15 protein-coding genes are annotated in these 17102 nt (G+C 62.3%); 10 read left to right on the forward strand and 5 right to left on the reverse strand.

The features are described from left to right. Positions 1–69 precede the first annotated feature (69 nt). Positions 70–702: an START domain-containing protein gene (locus BLS87_RS03005; protein WP_074750032.1), complete on the reverse strand. Its 633-nt coding sequence runs from the start codon at positions 700–702 to the stop codon at positions 70–72. Between the two features lie 159 nt (positions 703–861). Here BLS87_RS03005 and lexA point away from each other — a divergent pair, with 159 nt between their 5' ends. Genes lexA through BLS87_RS03025 form a run of 4 tightly spaced genes read left to right on the forward strand, consistent with a single transcriptional unit; the run spans position 862 to position 6632 of the window. Beyond that, positions 862–1479: a transcriptional repressor LexA gene (lexA, locus tag BLS87_RS03010; protein WP_074750034.1), complete on the forward strand. Its 618-nt coding sequence runs from the start codon at positions 862–864 to the stop codon at positions 1477–1479. Continuing rightward, positions 1479–2096 (forward strand): translesion DNA synthesis-associated protein ImuA, encoded by a 618-nt coding sequence (gene imuA, locus BLS87_RS03015; protein WP_074750260.1) that lies wholly within the window; start codon positions 1479–1481, stop codon positions 2094–2096. The genes lexA and imuA overlap by 1 nt, the downstream gene beginning before the upstream one ends. Before the next feature lie 7 nt (positions 2097–2103). Continuing rightward, positions 2104–3534, forward strand: a complete 1431-nt coding sequence (locus BLS87_RS03020) for a Y-family DNA polymerase (RefSeq protein WP_074750036.1) — start codon at positions 2104–2106, stop codon at positions 3532–3534. After that, on the forward strand, positions 3531–6632 hold the full coding sequence (locus BLS87_RS03025) for an error-prone DNA polymerase (protein WP_074750038.1): 3102 nt from the start codon (positions 3531–3533) through the stop codon (positions 6630–6632). The genes BLS87_RS03020 and BLS87_RS03025 overlap by 4 nt, the downstream gene beginning before the upstream one ends. A gap of 162 nt (positions 6633–6794) precedes the next feature. On the opposite strand, the gene iolG is transcribed toward BLS87_RS03025, so the two are convergent. Continuing rightward, a complete protein-coding gene (gene iolG, locus BLS87_RS03030; protein ID WP_074750040.1) occupies positions 6795–7793 on the reverse strand; it encodes an inositol 2-dehydrogenase in 999 nt (332 codons plus the stop codon). 58 nt (positions 7794–7851) lie between these two features. Beyond that, a complete protein-coding gene (locus BLS87_RS03035; RefSeq protein ID WP_074750042.1) occupies positions 7852–8877 on the reverse strand; it encodes a LacI family DNA-binding transcriptional regulator in 1026 nt (341 codons plus the stop codon). 161 nt (positions 8878–9038) lie between these two features. Here BLS87_RS03035 and BLS87_RS03040 point away from each other — a divergent pair, with 161 nt between their 5' ends. From BLS87_RS03040 to BLS87_RS03055, 4 genes are all read left to right on the forward strand, one after another. Continuing rightward, entirely contained in the window at positions 9039–9896 is an 858-nt protein-coding gene (locus BLS87_RS03040) for an SDR family oxidoreductase (protein WP_074750044.1), read from the forward strand. Continuing rightward, positions 9893–11044 carry a phytanoyl-CoA dioxygenase family protein gene (locus tag BLS87_RS03045; RefSeq protein WP_074750046.1) on the forward strand — a complete coding sequence of 384 codons (1152 nt, stop codon included), beginning with the start codon at positions 9893–9895 and terminating at the stop codon, positions 11042–11044. The genes BLS87_RS03040 and BLS87_RS03045 overlap by 4 nt, the downstream gene beginning before the upstream one ends. A 135-nt stretch (positions 11045–11179) precedes the next feature. Continuing rightward, positions 11180–11845, forward strand: a complete 666-nt coding sequence (locus BLS87_RS03050; protein WP_074750048.1) for a GntR family transcriptional regulator — start codon at positions 11180–11182, stop codon at positions 11843–11845. 14 nt (positions 11846–11859) lie between these two features. Then, entirely contained in the window at positions 11860–12711 is an 852-nt protein-coding gene (locus BLS87_RS03055; RefSeq protein WP_074750050.1) for an urea carboxylase-associated family protein, read from the forward strand. A gap of 359 nt (positions 12712–13070) precedes the next feature. On the opposite strand, the gene BLS87_RS03060 is transcribed toward BLS87_RS03055, so the two are convergent. Then, positions 13071–13472, reverse strand: a complete 402-nt coding sequence (locus tag BLS87_RS03060) for a hypothetical protein (RefSeq protein WP_074750052.1) — start codon at positions 13470–13472, stop codon at positions 13071–13073. A 271-nt stretch (positions 13473–13743) separates the two neighbouring features. On the opposite strand from BLS87_RS03060, the gene BLS87_RS03065 reads away from it, so the two are divergent. Both BLS87_RS03065 and BLS87_RS03070 read left to right on the forward strand, forming a co-directional pair. Next, a complete protein-coding gene (locus BLS87_RS03065; RefSeq protein WP_074750054.1) occupies positions 13744–14754 on the forward strand; it encodes a zinc-binding alcohol dehydrogenase family protein in 1011 nt (336 codons plus the stop codon). 168 nt (positions 14755–14922) lie between these two features. After that, positions 14923–16053 carry a mannitol dehydrogenase family protein gene (locus BLS87_RS03070; RefSeq protein WP_074750056.1) on the forward strand — a complete coding sequence of 377 codons (1131 nt, stop codon included), beginning with the start codon at positions 14923–14925 and terminating at the stop codon, positions 16051–16053. A 68-nt stretch (positions 16054–16121) separates the two neighbouring features. Here the strand turns inward: BLS87_RS03070 and BLS87_RS03075 are convergent, their stop codons facing one another. Continuing rightward, positions 16122–17066 carry a class I SAM-dependent methyltransferase gene (locus BLS87_RS03075; protein WP_074750058.1) on the reverse strand — a complete coding sequence of 315 codons (945 nt, stop codon included), beginning with the start codon at positions 17064–17066 and terminating at the stop codon, positions 16122–16124. Between the last annotated feature and the right edge of the window lie 36 nt (positions 17067–17102).

A 17102-nucleotide genomic window follows, 5' to 3' on the forward strand; every position in this document is an offset into this window, starting at 1 on the left:
CTTGCCGCATAAAAACGAACAACGGAGATGACCATGCCTGCTTCTGCCAGGACATTTCCTGTTTCTGCCCTACGGGAGATCGCTGTCCGCAGCATGCCCGCCTTGACGCTCAGCGACCGCGCGCAAGGTTTTGAGCGTCACCATGGGCGCATCGATCACGAATCGATTTGCCAGCCATGAGGGAATGTCCCCGGCGGGTTCGGCTTGCAGTTGATACGTCACCTCTGTTTCCCGCTCACCCTTGGGCACCATCTGCCACACGCCTTGCAGTTGTTCGACACGAATCATTCCCGGCACGATCGGCTCCATGCCATTCACCGCACTCAAATGGCGTATCACGCTGCCGTCGCCGGCCTGTTCGGTCTGCACCTTAAGCACCATGTCCCGTGTATTGGCGGGCCAGGGCAGGGCGGTGGTCAGGTAGACGAAGGTGCTGTCGCCATCGACTTTCAACAGGCGCATGTCGTCGCAGGCGTACAGCCATTTGCACGCAATGGTCAGGTTCTCTTGCAGGTGGCTGAGCGTTGCCACGTCGGCCTTGATCAGCGCTACGCCGCGAAAACTCTGGTATTGCGAAGTGGGTGAACGGTTCAGGTAAACCTTGATGCCATCTTCGACCTTGGCCAGCTTCCAGTCCTCGGCCGTCGCCGAGGCGCAACCGAGGGTCAGCAGCAGAGCGCACAAGCCGGGCAGTGTATTCATGCTGGGACTCCAAGACTGCACAGTGGCGGGCGCGGTTCTCCAGAGCATACGCCATGACCGTGCCGCGGCCTTCGGTTCCTCACTCTGAAGTCACCTTTGTCTGTAAGACGCTGCCTCTGGATAAACGGCCCTAGCCAGAATTGTCCGAAAAGAGTACAAATGTGCTCCATGACGACTTTATCTCCCAAACGCTCTGCCATCCTGACCTTCATTCGGGATCGCATCGCCCAGAATGGCCAGCCACCGAGCCTGGCGGAAATCTCCGAAGCCTTTGGATTTGCTTCGCGCAGCGTGGCGCGCAAGCACATCGTGGCGCTGACCGAAGCCGGTTTTATTGAGGTCACGGCCAATCAGGCGCGGGGCATTCGTCTGGTGGAGAACAGGCCGCGCGCACACATGCTGGAAATTCCGGTGCTGGGTCGCGTCGCCGCCGGGGCGCCGATCGGTCCCGATATCGACATCCACGACACCTTCACCCTCGACAGCCGCACCTTCCTGCGCATCCCCGATTACCTGCTGCGGGTCAAAGGCGACTCGATGATCGAGGACGGCATTTTCGACGGCGATCTGGTCGGCATCCTGCAAAGTGCCGAGGCCCGGGATGGACAGATCGTCGTGGCCCGGCTCGACGGCGAGGTGACCATCAAGCGCCTTGAGCGCGGCCATGACACCTTCCGCCTGATGCCGCGTAACCCCGCTTATGCGCCCATCGTCGTGCGTCCCGATCAGGACTTCGCCATCGAAGGCGTGTTCTGCGGCCTGGTGCGCCGAGAATGATGGGCGCGGTGGTCAGCCTAAACGCGCTGCTGGACGAGCGTCGGGTCTGGAAAGGGCGCCCCGAGGTTCAGCCGGTGGCCGCGCAACCCACCGGCCATGCCTTGCTCGACGCGGCGTTGCCCATGGGCGGATGGCCGCCTGCGGCGCTGACCGAAATCCTGATTCCCGCCAATGGCAGCGGCGAGTTGCGCCTGCTGTGGCCGACCCTTGCGCGGCTGGCCGACAGTGGCGAGCGCATCGTGCTGGTGGCGCCGCCTCATGTGCCGTATCCCCAGGCCTGGCAGGCGGCTGGTGTCGATCTGCGGCAGTTGTCGGTGATCGAAGCCAGTGAACGCGACGCATTGTGGGCCGTGGAGCAGTGCCTGCGTTCGGGCAGTTGTGGCGCGGTGCTGTGTTGGCCGAACAAGGTCGATGACCGTGCCTTGCGCCGTCTGCAAGTGGCGGCGGAAACCGGGGAAACCCTGGCCTTTGCCTGCCGTGGGCAATACGCCGCGGTCAACCCGTCGCCCGCTGCCTTGCGCATCGCCATCGATGTACGACCGCGTCAGCTACGGGTGCTCAAGTGCCGTGGCGGTCTGGCGCCGTCTTCACCGATTCCGTTTACCACCGACGCCTGAGGTTTCCATGCTCTGGGCCTGTGTCCTGCTGCCGCAACTGGCGCTGGACGGCGTCATGCGTCGTCGCGCCAACCCTGAAGAACCGCTGGCGTTGATCAGCGGCTCGGCCCAGCGTCGGGTGTTGCAAACCGTCAATGTCGCTGCGCGCGAACTCGGATTGCGCCCCGGTCAGTCACTGACCGCCGCACATGCCATGACTCGCGAGTTTGCGACGGTCGAATACGACCCGGACGAAACAGGCCGCTGGCACCGTTTATTGGCCGCCTGGGCCTATCGGTTCAGCTCGCAGGTCAGCCTGAAATACCCCCGCGTCCTGCTGATGGAAGTCGAGTCCAGCCTGGGGCTGTTCGGACCCTGGCCGGTGTTCGAAGCGCGCTTGCGTCAGGAACTGACGGCGTTGGGGTTCAGTCATCGCATCGTCGTGGCGCCTAATCCGGTGGCGGCGCGCATGCTCGCCAATGCCCACGATGGTCTGGCGGTGACCTGCAACGACAGCCTGCAACAGGTGCTGGAACAGATGCCGGTCAATCGCATCGGCTTGTCTCAGGACGTGTCGACAGCCTTCGGCCGCATGGGCCTGCATCGCCTGCGCCAGGTGTCGGCATTGCCTCGCGATACCCTGGCCAGACGTTTTGCGCCCCAAGTGCTGCAGCACCTGGACACCTTGCTTGGGCGCAGGCCGATGCCCCTTGAGTGCTACGTGCCGCCCGATCATTTCGACACCCGCATCGAACTCAATTTCGACGTGGAATCCCATCAGGCCCTGCTGTTCCCGCTCAAGCGCATGATTGCCGATCTGGCGTTGTTTCTCGGCGGGCGCGACAGCGGTGTGCAGCGGTTCATCATCCATCTGGAGCATGTGCCCAGTGTCGGCAGCGTGGCGCCCGATACCCTGATTCCGGTGGGCTTGCTGAGTGCCGAGCGTGAAGCCGACAGGCTGTTCGAACTGGCCCGCGGGCGTCTGGAACAGGTGGTGGTGCCGTCGCCCGTGCGCGCCTTGAGGTTGCAGGCAAAGGACCTGCCGGCCTTCGTGCCGTCTCATCGCGAGCTGTTCGATGACCGCCCGCAACAGAACATGCCGTGGGAGCAGTTACGCGAACGCCTGCGTGCTCGACTGGGCGATGAGGCCGTCAGCGGCCTGGGTTTTCATGCCGACCACCGTCCGGAGTGTGCGTGGTTGCCGACATCTGTCAGCAAGCCCGTGATGGCGGCGCACAAGGTTTCGCGTCCGGGATGGCTGCTGCGCGAACCCGAACATCTCAGCGATTCCAGCGTCCGCGTGCTGGCCGGGCCTGAGCGCATCGAATCGGGGTGGTGGGACGGCGGTGATGTGCGTCGCGATTACTTCCTGGTCGAGACCCGCACCGGGCAGCGCGGCTGGGCCTATCGCAAGGTCGGGGATGACAGCGGCCTGTTGCTGCAGGGCTGGTTCGCATGAGGGGGGACTACGCCGAGCTGCACTGCCTGTCCAACTTCAGTTTTCAGCGCGGAGCGTCCAGCGCCAAGGAGCTGTTCGAGCGGGCGAAACGTCACGGCTATCAAGCCTTGGCCATCACCGATGAATGCACGCTGGCGGGTATCGTGCGGGCATGGCAAGCCGCCAGTGAATGTGAGTTGCCGTTGATCATCGGCAGCGAGGTTACCCTCGAGAACGGCCCGAAGGTGGTGCTCTTGGTGGAAGACCTCGCGGGTTATCAGGCCTTGTGCGGTTTGATCACCGAAGGTCGACGGCGCAGCAAGAAGGGCGAGTACCGACTGTTGCGCGAAGATTTCCGGCGACCGGTGGCAGGGTTGCTGGCGTTATGGGTGCCGGATCTGGATCAGCGTGCCGAGGCGCTGCAAGAGCAAGGTGACTGGTTGCGTCAGACCTTCAAGCAAGACCTGTGGCTGAGCGTGCAGCTGCACTGCGGGCCCGATGACAGCCTGCGTCTGTCGAGGCTGCTGGCGCTGGCGCGTTCGCTCGACCTGCCTGCTGTGGCCAGCGGCGATGTGCACATGCACGCCCGAGGCCGCCGCGCCTTGCAAGACACCATGACCGCCATTCGTCACCACACCACCGTGGCTGAAGCCGGCCATCGCCTGTACCCCAACGGCGAGCGGCATTTGCGCACGCGTAACGTACTGGCCGAGTTGTACCCCGCCGACCTGTTGGCTGAAACCCTGAACATCGCCCGGCGCTGCCGCTTTGACCTGAAGCAGTTGCGCTACGAATACCCACACGAACTGGTGCCCGCCGACTACACCCCGGCCCGTTGGCTGCGCCAGCTCACCGAAGCGGGTGCACGCTGGCGCTGGCCCAACGGCGTGCCCGAGGTGGCGCGGAAAAACATCGAGAAGGAGTTGAAGATCATCTCGACGATGAAGTACGAAAGTTACTTCCTCACCGTGCATGACATCGTCAAATTCGCCCGCGATCAGAGCATTCTGTGTCAGGGCCGTGGCTCGGCCGCCAACTCGACCGTGTGTTTCGTCCTGGGCATCACCGAGCTGGACCCGGCAAACATCAATCTGCTGTTCGAACGCTTCATTTCGGAAGAACGTAATGAGCCGCCGGACATCGACGTCGACTTCGAGCACGAGCGCCGCGAGGAAGTCCTGCAATACATCTTTCGTCGTTATGGCCGGGGCAGGGCGGCGTTAACGGCCGTGGCAAGCACCTATCACGGCGCGGGCGCGGTTCGGGATGTGGCGCGGGTGCTCGGCTTGCCGCCCGATCAGATCAACGCACTGGCGGACTGTTTCAGCCGCTGGAGCGACACGCTGCCGTCGCCTGAACGTCTGCGTGAATGCGGTTTCGAGCCCGACAGCCCGGTGTTGCGCCGTGTATTGACGTTGACCGGCGAACTGATCGGTTTTCCCCGGCACCTGTCCCAGCATCCCGGCGGCTTTGTGATCTCCGAGCATCCACTGGAGACGTTGGTGCCCGTGGAAAACGCCGCCATGGCTGACCGCACGATCATTCAGTGGGACAAGGACGATCTGGACCTGGTGGGCCTGCTCAAAGTGGACATTCTGGCCCTCGGCATGCTGAGCGCTCTGCGCCGCACGTTCGATCTGGTCGAGTTGCATCGGCACAAACGCTGGACCATCGCCACGCTGCCGGACGGGGATGAGCCGACCTACGAGATGATCAGCCGGGCAGACACCATCGGCGTGTTCCAGATTGAATCGCGGGCGCAGATGTCGATGCTTCCGCGCCTCAAACCCAAGGAATTTTACGACCTGGTAATCGAGGTCGCCATTGTCCGACCGGGGCCTATTCAAGGCGACATGGTGCATCCGTATCTAAGGCGTCGAAATGGCGAGGAGGAGGTGACCTATCCCTCCGAGGCGCTCGAGGACGTCTTCAAGCGCACACTGGGCGTGCCGCTGTTTCAGGAGCAGGTCATGCAACTGGCCATCGTCGCCGCCGACTATTCCCCGGGAGAAGCCGACCAGTTGCGCCGCTCCATGGCCGCCTGGAAACGTCACGGCGGGCTCGAACCGCACCGTATTCGCCTCAGCGAGCGCATGAAAGAGAAGGGCTATCCGGACGAGTTCATCCACCGCATCTTCGAGCAGATCAAGGGCTTTGGCAGCTACGGCTTTCCCGAGTCCCATGCCGCCAGCTTCGCCTTGCTGACCTACGCCAGCTGCTGGCTCAAATGCCACGAACCGGCCGCGTTCACCTGCGCACTGATCAACAGCTGGCCCATGGGGTTCTACAGCCCTGACCAGTTGCTGCAGGACGCGCGTCGGCATCACATCGAAATCCGTCCGGTGGACGTGCGCTACAGCGACTGGGACTGTTCGCTGGAGCCGGTCGACAGCCCCGAGTACACGCGCAACCTGGCGATCCGCATGGGCATGCGCATGATTCGCGGGTTTCGCGAAGAAGACGCCAGGCGCATCGAGCAATCGCGGCAACAACGCGCGTTCAAGGACGTCACCGACCTGTGCATCCGCGCCGATCTGGACAACCGCGGCCGTGCGTCACTGGCCGATTCGGGGGCTTTGCGCGGGTTGGCCGGGCATCGCCATCGCGCGCGCTGGGAGATTGCCGGGGTCGAAGCGCAGCGGCCCTTGTTCGGCGATGACTGTTTTGGCGAAGAGGCACAGGTGGCCTTGCCGCTGCCCAGCGTGGCTCAGGACCTGGTGGCCGATTACGACACCCTTGGCACGACACTGGGCCCGCACCCGTTGTCTTTGCTGCGCAATAAACTGGCGGCCAAACGCTTTCGCAGCTCAAAGGACCTGCTCACCGAAGAGCACGGGCGCAATTTCAGCGTCGCCGGGCTGGTGGTCGGTCGACAAAGGCCCGGCACGGCCAGCGGCGTGACGTTTGTCACCCTGGAAGACGAGCACGGCATGATCAACGTAGTGGTCTGGCGCGACCTGGCCGAGCGTCAGCGCAAGGTGCTGGTGGGGTCGCAATTGATGCAGGTGTTCGGCAAGTTCGAATACCAGAAAGGCGTGCGCCACGTGATTGCGCAACGGCTGTTCGACCTGACGCCGTTACTGACGGGACTGGATGTGCGCAGCCGTGATTTCAAGTGATGAGCAGGACAACCGACACCCACTGCATGGACAGACGAACACGGTCTGAGCTTGCTCACGAAGACGTCGCTACACCCGATACACCTTCAACGGTCGTAGAACAGCATCCGCGAGCACGCTCGCCCCCACAGGGGCTGCAGTTGGCTGGAAGATCGGGACGGCTTAAACCTCTACCTTTACCGCTCGACCGGTCTTGATCGATTCCAGTGCGCAGTTGGCCAGGTGCAGCGCTTTCAGGCCATCGCGGGCGTTGGTCGGCAACGGCTCGCCGGCGTTCACCGCGTCGATGAACTGGTTGAGCTCGTTGCGATAGGAATCGGCGTAGCGCTCAAGGAAGAAGTTCTCCAGCGGCTCACGGGCTTCGGTCTGGGTCGCGCTGTAGGTGCGCACGGTGCTTGGGCGGTGGTTGTCGTTGAGGATCATGCCTTTGGAACCGAAGACTTCCAGACGCTGATCGTAGCCGTACACCGCTTCGCGGCAGCAGTTGATGTGGCATTGCTTGCCGGACGCCGTACGCAGCAGAACCATGACGCTGTCGTAGTCGTCGATCTGCGCCAGCGCCGGGTCGACCAGACGGCTGGCGATGGCCAGCACTTCCACCGGTTCCTCGCCGAGCAACGTGCGCGCGGTGTCGAAGTCGTGGATGGTCATGTCGCGGAAGATCCCGCCAGAATGCTTGAGGTATTCCACCGGTGCCAACCCGGGGTCGCGGCTGGTGATCACCACCTGGCGCACATCGCCGATGTCGCCGTTGGCAATCGCTTTGCGCATGTGCAGGGTGTCCGGGTCGAAGCGGCGGTTGAAGCCCAGCATCACCTTGCCGTTCAGGCGCTCGATGTCTTCCACCGCTTTGGCGGCCTTGGCGAAGTCCAGATCGATGGGCTTTTCGCAGAGCACCGGTTTGCCCAGTTGAACGGCGCGCAGCATCAGGTCGATGTGGGTGTCGGTGGGCGTGCCGATGACGATTGCATCGACGTCGGCACGGGCAATGGCCTCGGCGCAGTCATAAGCCGCCGCGCAACCCAGTCTGGCCGCCAGTGTGTCGACGCCTTCGCGCCAGGGGTCGGCGATCACCGACAGTTGCACATCCGGATTGGCCGCGACGTTGGCCGCGTGAATGTTGGCGATGCGGCCTGCGCCGAGGACTGCGATGCGTAGCATGGGTGGATCTCCTTGGATTGTTGTTGTCGGGTAGATCGGTTGTGGCTCGGAACGGGGGTCAGTTCACCAGATTGAACGGCGTCACGATCTGTACTTGAGAGGCGGGAATCGGATCGACCTTCCACAGACGGTGAAACTGCAGGATGTGCAGGAAGGCATGCCGGGCGTCGACCTGCAGGTTGTGGTCGATGATGGCGGCGATCTTTTCTTCCGCCAGCAGCTGGCGGTTTTCCTGGTCCAGGTCATGGCCGATGAACACGGCCAGCGAGCGGTCAAGCGTGGCGAATGCGTCGACGATGGCGCGGTTGCCGCCGCCGACGCTGTAGATGGCCTTGATCGACGGATTGGCCTTCAGCGCTTCGGTCACGCGTTCGAGTGTGGGCTCGTACACGCCAAATCCGCCGGTGATGTCGACCACGCGCAGATGCGGCGCGCGGCTGCGTAACCAGGTGCGAAACCCCATTTCGCGTTCTTCTTCACCCCGGAACAACTCGCTGCTGATGACCACGGCGACGTCTTGCGCGGCCTGGTCCAGCCAGCTCGCCATCAGGTACGCCGCCGTTTGCCCGGCCGTGCGGTTGTCCATGCCGATGTAACCGATGCGATCGCTTTGGGGCAGATCGGAGACCAATGTCACGACCGGGATGCCGGCGGCGGTGACCTGATTCACGGCCTCATTGATCTGCGGCTCGTCCGCCGCCTTGAGGATCAGGCCCTGACTGCCTTTACCGGCACACCGCAGGATCAGGTCGTGCATCTCCTGGGTGTCGATCTCCTGGTACGGGTGGAAACGGGGAAAAATGCGAAACGGCGCCAGGCTGCCCAACTGCGCGTGAATCGCCTCCTGCACCGCGTCGCTGAAGCGTTTGGGCGTGTGCAGGATGATGTCGATATGGAACGTGCGGCCGACCGCAGGCCCGGTTTTTTCTTGGGCTTCCAGTTCTTCGAGGGCCTGCTGAATGCGACGGTTGGTCTGGTAATGGACGCTGCCGCGTTCGTGCAGCACGCGATCGACTGTAGCCTTGCTGACGCCGGCCTGGGCGGCGATCTGCTTGATGGAGAAACGTCGGGCGCGGTCGAGCATGAGAGTCCCTGAGCCTTTTTGAGGTCTTGTTGAGGTTGATTCGGGCGTCTGTGAGGTTTTCGCAATGCTAGTCTCAGTTCCAATCGTTGTACAGATGGAATTTAAATTCTATTGCGACGACGATCACCCGCAGCCAAAAACAACAACAGCAGGAGACAGGCATGTCAGCACTCGATCTTTCCACTTCTTTCACCGGTCGCTACTTCGTCGTCACCGGCAGCACTCAAGGGTTGGGCGCCGCGGTGGCTCATACCCTTGCGCAGCGCGGTGCGGCGGGCCTGATCATCTGCGGACGCAGTCGTGACAAAGGCGAACAGCAAGTGCGTCAACTGGCCGAACTGGATTGCCAGGCGTTCTTCGTCGAGGCTGACATGGAGAACGTCGACGATTGCCGTCGTGTCGTGGCCGCTGCCAAGGAACACTTCGGGACTGTTCACGGCCTGGTCAACTGCGCCGGGATGTCTGACCGCGGCACCATCATCGACACCTCACCCGAGCTGTTCGACCGTATCTTTGCGGTCAACGTAAAAGCCCCGTTTTTTCTCATGCAGGAATGCATCAAGCTGATGATCGCCAACAACGTCGAAGGCTCGATCGTCAGCATCCTCAGTGTCTCCGGCCATGGCGGTCAGTCGTTCCTGTCAGCGTATGCGGCCTCCAAAGGCGCACTCGCCGTGCTGACCAAGAACGTCGCCTTCAGTACCTTGCGCAACCGCATTCGGGTCAACGGCCTGAACATCGGCTGGATGGACACTCCCCACGAAGACCAGATCCAGCGCCAGTACCACGGTGCCGACGAAGGCTGGCTCGCCCGCGCCGAGGCGCAGTCACCGTTCGGTCGCTTGCTCAAACCTCAGGAAGTGGCCAACAGCGTCGCCTATCTGCTCTCCGATCAATCGGGCATGACCACCGGCGCGGTGATCGACATGGAGCAGGGCATCATGGGCTGCGGCGACGGTTCCACACCCCGTCCTGATGCACCGTTGACCCTGAACGGCGTTGCCGGAGCAGCGTTGTGAGCCTCTTCGCCACCTCGCGTGACATCGATGTCCGGGCCTTCGCGGCGGTATGTGAACAGCGGGTGAATGCCGCCGAGTATCCTCATGCGCAGGAAGTGGTCAGTCAGGTGGTGATCTATGACGCCGATGCGCTGCGCAGCGCCGCTCTGCATGACCGCTTGGGCATATTGAGCGAGCTGCACCGGCTGTTTCGCGACGGCCCGGGTGTGATGGTGGTGCGCAATGCCTTTCCCGATCTCGCGGTCGTTGACCGGCACAGCGAGGTGTTCCGCCAGATCATCACCGACGAAGCGGCGAGGGTGGTGCGGGCCGACCACTTCGCCAAGGCGGGCGCCAATCAGCGGATCTGGAATTCGCTGCAGAAAGCCGCCGAACATTCGCCGGACTCGTTCATCGAGTACTACGCCAACCCTTTGCTCGGCCTGATCGCCGAATCGTGGCTGGGGCCTTATTTTCAGGCCACGGCGCAGGTCAATGTGGTGACGCCGGGCGGTCAGGCGCAACAGCCCCATCGCGACTATCACCTGGGCTTCCAGAGCGATGAAGTGGCCGCGCGTTTTCCGCTGCCGATGCATCGCCTGTCGCAGCACCTCACGCTGCAAGGGGCGGTGGCGCACACCGACATGCCGCTGGAAACCGGGCCGACACTGTTGTTGCCGTTCTCGCAGCAGTACGAGCTGGGTTATCTGGCGTGGCGTGATCAGGCGTTCATCGACTACTTCGATCGTCACGCGATTCAGTTGCCGCTGAACAAAGGTGATCTGCTGTTCTTCAACCCCGCGCTGTTCCATGCGGCGGGCACCAACCGCACGACGGATGAGTTCCGGATGGCGAACCTGCTGCAGATTTCGTCGGCGTTCGGCAAGCCGATGGAGACGGTCAATCGGGAGCGGATGATGCTGGCGCTGTATCCGCTGATGCTCAAGCGGGTCGAGCAAGGCGAACTGGATGAAGAGGGCATGCAGGCGGTGATTGCGATGAGTGCGGACGGGTATTCATTTCCGACCAACCTGGACACTGACCCGCCATTGCACGGCATGGCGCCACAGACGGGGCAGCAATTGTTCGAGTTGGCGTTGCAGGAGCGTTGGCCGGTGGAGCGGTTTGTCGAGGCAGTTGAGGTGATGCGGGTTAAGCGGTTGGCCTGAGTCCAATGATTCATCGGTGGTGCTGGATGTTGTATGTTTCCTGCAAAGATACAGTCGCCATTTCTGGCACGCTGTGTGCTGTCCTGAATGAATACGGGTTGTTGAACAATCCCGATCTTTCAGGAACTGCACACTGTGTCCATCGCCAAAGAAAACGGCCTGTCGCTGGCCGACCAGGTTGCCCACGAACTGCGCGAAGACATCATCGGCGGACGGCTGTTGTCCGGCATGCCGTTGGTGGAAAGCGAACTGGTGCGTGGTTATAACGCCTCGCGCAACACCGTGCGCGAAGCGCTGCACCTGCTCGGCCGCGAGGGACTGACGACCTACGTCCGGCACAAGGGCGTCATCGTTCGTCGTCTGACCGTGGACGATGTACGTGACCTTTTCATGGTCCGCCGCACCCTTGAATCCCAAGCCATACTCACCGGCAAGCTGCTGGTCGATTCGTCTTCCGCGCGCATGGCGAATGCCATTGAAGCCGCCGAGCTCGCCAGCGAACGCGAAGACTGGCGCGCCTTTGGCACCCACAGCCTGCGCTTTCACCAGCAGGTCGTGGGCCTGTTGCACAGTCCGTCGTTCGATGAGTTTTTCACCAACATCGTGGCGCAGATGCGCCTGGTGTTTTCCGCCGCCCCCGACGAAGCGCGCTATCAGGCGCCCTGGCTGGCGCGCGACCGGCACATTCATCAGTTGCTGATCGACGGCCATCGCCACGAAGCGGGTGAAGCCATGGACAGCTACCTCAACGATTCCGAACACCAGGCGCTGGACCTGCTTTCGCGCGCTACCAGACACTGAACCAGGAGATTGCCATGTACAAAGATTACCCAGCCGCGTATCAGGTCAGCAAAGGCGCTGCGTTGCAGGTCGATACGGCGTTCTATGACCGTATTCGCGAGCGTCAGGACTGTCGCACGCAGGTCGAGCAGTTCGAGGTGCCGATTCGCACCGGGCGTGCCTGGAAGGTCAAGGCGGGACAGGTGTTCCGCGTCACGACGCCCGTGGGTCCGCAGGTGGGCGACTTCAACGTCTGGAACGCCAACGACCCGCGTGAGCGCATGTGGGCATCGCGTACCCGTCAGTTACAAGGGGCGCACGTGACCACCCATGATCGCCTGTGGTCGAACCTGCCGTTCCTGCGGCCGATGGTCACCATCACCGATGACAGCCTGGCGAGCTACGGCATCGATGAGCACGGCGGCCGCTTGCATGACCTGCTCGGGACCCGTTGCGACCCGTACGTGAACAAGATGCTGACGGGGGAGGATTTCCATCATCACTGCCATTCGAACCTGACCCGTGCCGTTTTGCCTCACGGCCTGACCGAGTTCGATGTGCACGATGTGCTGAACATCTTCCAGTGCACGGGCCTGAACCACGATGATATGTACTTCATGAAAGCCTGTCCGGCGCAGAAGGGGGATTATCTGGAATTCTTCGCTGAGATCGACCTGCTGTGTGCGTTGTCGACCTGCCCGGGCGGCGACCTGTCCCTGCCGATGTGGGGCCCCGATGCGCAGGACCCGCTGACCGTCTGCCGCCCGCTGGGCGTGGAAATCTACGACCTCGACGCGTCGCTGCTGCACGGGTGGGAGCAACCCAAGCGCGCGGAGTACAACGGCCTGCACGGCTTGAAGATCGACAAGGCGCAATGGGAGAAGTAAGCCTTACTGATGCGACAAGGTGGGGCTGCTGCGCCAAATTCCACGGGAGAGTCTCAGTCCATCGACCGGGTAGGCCGGGGCGCGTGGCGGGTGCAAGACCTGTGGGAGCTGCTGGAGGTTACGACAGTGGCGAATGCGTAGGTGCAGTCACATCACCGGTAAATGACCCACCGCCTTCGCGGCCGTTGTAGCCTGCGATGTCCCACAGGATTGATCGTTCCCACGCTCTGCGTTGGAGTGACTGTCAGGACGCTCTGCGTCCATGTTGACGCAGAACTTCAGCCACTGCGTTACCCCGGGGAGCGTGGGAATGATCAGAGTATTCGCACGCTCACGTGCCAGGCGGGCGGAGGCCGACCTCAAGCATCCCGCAACAGGTCATGGGCATTGAGCAGGCCGTAAGCGATTTCAGGGTTCTTTTCCAGGCCGCGCCGGATCGCCGCCGGGATCGCTGCGCGGGTCTTGCGGCACATGCCGGGCAGTTCGGCGATGTCGATGACGAGGCCGCGCATGCTGCGCACTTCATTGAAGCCGGGCGCAATGGCCAGGCGGATGCCGAGCAACTCGAACATGCGCCGCTGCATGTGCTCCAGATCGCTCAGGCTGGCGATGCTCTCCAGACGCTCAAGCAGACGCTTTTCCTCCTGACGGGTCAGGCACAGGATGCGCATGTCCGTGCCGGGGGTTTCCAGCAGGCGTTCGCGGTCGCAGGTGCAGGCGCCGGGCGGGCAGGGTGAGCGAATGGGCAGAGTGGGCGTCATGGGGTCTGATCATAGCGAGGCTCGGGGCTGAATTACAGCCGGTTGTCGGCGCGCAGCACGCACCTGTCAACTGGCTTTCTGGTCAGGCCAATATGATTAAAACTTAATTGGTCTTGCCAATATGCAAATCGCTGTGTAGTTTTTTCGCAGCGGCGCCGAGCGCGTTACACGGGCCGGCGCATCCAGGATCACAACAACAATAGATCACGCCCAGTCACCCGCAGCGTTCGTCATCACCGCTGTGCCGGCGTGCATGGTCTGGAGAGAAAGCATGCTCACCGTCGTCTGCGAAACACCCGGCTCCCTGCTGGCCCAGGATCGTCAAAAGCCTGAGCGCGCGCCTGGCGAAACGCTGGTCAGGATCAAGCGCGTCGGGGTCTGCGGCACCGACCTGCACATCTTCAACGGCAATCAACCGTTTCTGGAATACCCCAGGGTCATGGGGCACGAATTCTCGGGCATTGTCGAAGAAAGCGAGGCGGGCAGCGGTCTGGTGGCGGGGGACGTGGTGTACGTGATGCCCTACCTGTCCTGTGGCGACTGCATCGCCTGTCGTCAGGGGAAAACCAATTGTTGCGTGCGCATTCAGGTACTGGGCGTGCATCGCGATGGCGCGTTTACCGAATACCTCAGCCTGCCGCACGCCTTTGTCCTCAAGGCAAACGGGATCACGCTGGACCAAGCGGCGATGATCGAGTTTCTGTCGATTGGCGCGCACGCGGTGCGTCGATCCGATATTCAGGCGGGGCAGCGTGCGCTGGTGGTCGGCACCGGCCCGATTGGCATGGCCGTGGCCATTTTCTCCCGCCTGCGCGGCGCGCAGGTCACGGTACTGGACACCCGCGAGGATCGGCTGGTGTTCTGCAAGGCGCATCTGAAAGTCAGTTCGGCCGTATTGATTGGCGCCGAGGACAAGCAGCAACTGGAACACCTGACCCAAGGCGAATTCTTTGACGTGGTGTTCGACGCCACCGGCAACGCCAAGGCCATGGAGCGAGGGTTCGAGTTCATCGCGCACGGCGGCAAATACGTCCTGGTGTCCATCGTGCGCGACACCATCAGCTTCTCCGATCCTGAATTTCACAAGCGCGAAGCCACGTTGATGGGCAGCCGTAACGCGACGGTCGAGGATTTTCGTTACGTGGAGCAGTGCCTGCGCGACGGTTTGATTCCCGATGCAGCACTGAACACCCATCGCATGACATTGAGCGAAGTGCCGGAGCGTTTTCAAATGCTGCTTGACCCGACGCAAGGCGTGGTCAAGGCGATCGTCGAGTGCTGATCGCACGCATCGGGCAGAGATAAACGTCTGTGGGAGCGAATTCATTCGCGAAAAATGTTTCAGGCGCGGCTTATGTTACGGCTTCACCCCCGTATCGCAAATGAATTCGCTCCTACAGGTCCTCGAGCGTCGAATGGGCGGCGCGCATCACTTTGAAAGGGACACTGCATGAACACTCCCGTTTCAACCCCGATCCTGCAATTTGGCACCAGCCGATTCCTGCAGGCACATGCCGACCTTTTTATTTCGCAAGCGCTCGCCAAGGGCGAGGCACTGGGCAAGGTGACGGTCGTACAAACCACCGCCAGTGCCGACAGCGCGCAACGTGTTCAGGCGTTGGCGAGCGGCGTCGGTTATCCGGTGCGGATCCAGGGCACGGAAGGCGGGCGCACGGTCGATGAAGAGTACTGGTCGTCGTCCATCGCCACGGCGCTGCACGCCGGGCGAGACTGGTCGCAGCTGCGTCGGGCCATCGTGAAGGACGTCGAGGTGGTGATTTCCAATACCGGCGACAAAGGCTATGTGCTCGATGCGGCAGACTCCACTGACCTGCTGTCGGCCAACGCGCCAGCGCCCGTGAGCTTCCCGGCCAAATTGCTGGTCTTGCTGCATGATCGCTGGTTGTTGAATCCACACAGCACGTTGTCGTTGTTCCCCTGTGAGTTGGTGTCGCGCAACGGCGATGTGCTGCGCGACCTGATCATTCGCCTCGCGACGGAATGGCAAATGGCGCCTGCGTTCATTGTGTATCTGCGCGACACCTGTCGCTGGGCCAACTCACTGGTCGACCGTATTGTTTCGCAGCCCATCCAGCCTGTCGGCGCGGTGGCGGAGCCCTACGCAATCTGGGCCATCGAGCGGCAGGAGGGGCTGCAATTGCCGTGCACGCATCCCTGCATCGTCCTCACCGACCAACTGGAACAATACGAGCAATTCAAGCTGTACATGCTCAATCTGGGGCACAGCTGGCTCGCCGAGCGTTGGCGGGTGGACGGGCGTGCGGCCGAGGAAACGGTGTATCAGGCCATGGGCGACGCAGCGTTGCGTCAGAGTCTTGAGGCGCTGTGGGAGGAGGAAGTGCTGCCGGTGTTTGCCGCGAAAGGAGAGCTGGCGCAAGCGCGGGATTATCTGGCCAGTGTGCGCGACCGTTTTCTCAATCCGTTTCTGCAACATCGCATTGCCGACATCGCGCAGAACCACGAGGAGAAAAAACGCAGGCGGTTCTTGCCGGTGCTCGAGCAAGGACGAAAGATCCCGGGCTTGCTACAGCCCCGGTTGGAACAGGCATTGGCGAGATAAGCCCGAAGGCGTCCGGCGTGCCGACGATGGCCGTTCACAGGCTCATCGTCGACACGCGTCGTCCGGTGTCAGTTGAAACTTTGGCGGAACACCAGCGCCTTCAACCCACCCTCAGGCTCCGCGTCGGCAAACTCCGGGGGATTCTCAAGTCGCCGTTCGAAACGCAGGCTCGGCGCTTCACGGGTCACCCCTTCAATCAAGAAATCGGCGCCCAATGCCGGGTCGTTCATGCAGGCCAATACGGTGCCGTGGGGGCTCAACAGCTCCGGCAGTTTGCGCAGGACGCGCTGGTAATCCTTGGTCAACAGGAAGCTGCCTTTCTGAAACGACGGCGGGTCGATGATCACCAGGTCATAAGGGCCGCCGCTCTTCACTTTGCCCCACGACTTGAACAGCTCGTGCCCGAGAAAACTGACCTTGCTCAGGTCATGGCCGTTCACGCGATGGTTGTCGCGGCCTCGGCTGAGCGCCGCCCGGGACATGTCCAGGTTGACCACGAACTCCGCGCCACCCTCGATGGCCGCCACGGAAAAGCCGCAGGTGTAAGCAAACAGGTTGAGCACCCGTTTGCCTGAAGCATTGGCGCGCACCCAGTCGCGGCCGTAACGCATGTCCAGGAACAGACCCGTGTTCTGCTTCTTGCCGAAATCCACGAGGTAGCGCAAGCCGCCTTCGGTCAGGGTCCACTCGTCCGGCATCTCGCCTGCGAGCGCTTCGGTCAGGCTGTCCGGCAGGTAACGGTGTTGCAGCAACAGGGTGTGAGCCTGGCTGTTCTGCCACGTGGGCGTCCGCACGAGCTCAATGAGCAGGCGTTTCAGCGCGTCGAGGTCTTCGCCGGCAGGCTCCTTGAACAGCGACACCAGCACGACACCCTGCATCCAGTCCACGGTCAGTTGCTCGAGCCCTGGCCAGCGTCGCCCACGGCCATGGAACAGGCGGCGGGTTTCTGCGGGTGCAGGGGCGAGGGCAGTCAGCAGGTGTTCGTTGAGGGTGTTCAGCGCGTCGGCATTCATCGGGTGGCGGCGGGTCGGTCATGAGAAAGGGCGGCA

The organism is Pseudomonas abietaniphila (assembly GCF_900100795.1).
Classification (GTDB): domain Bacteria; phylum Pseudomonadota; class Gammaproteobacteria; order Pseudomonadales; family Pseudomonadaceae; genus Aquipseudomonas; species Aquipseudomonas abietaniphila.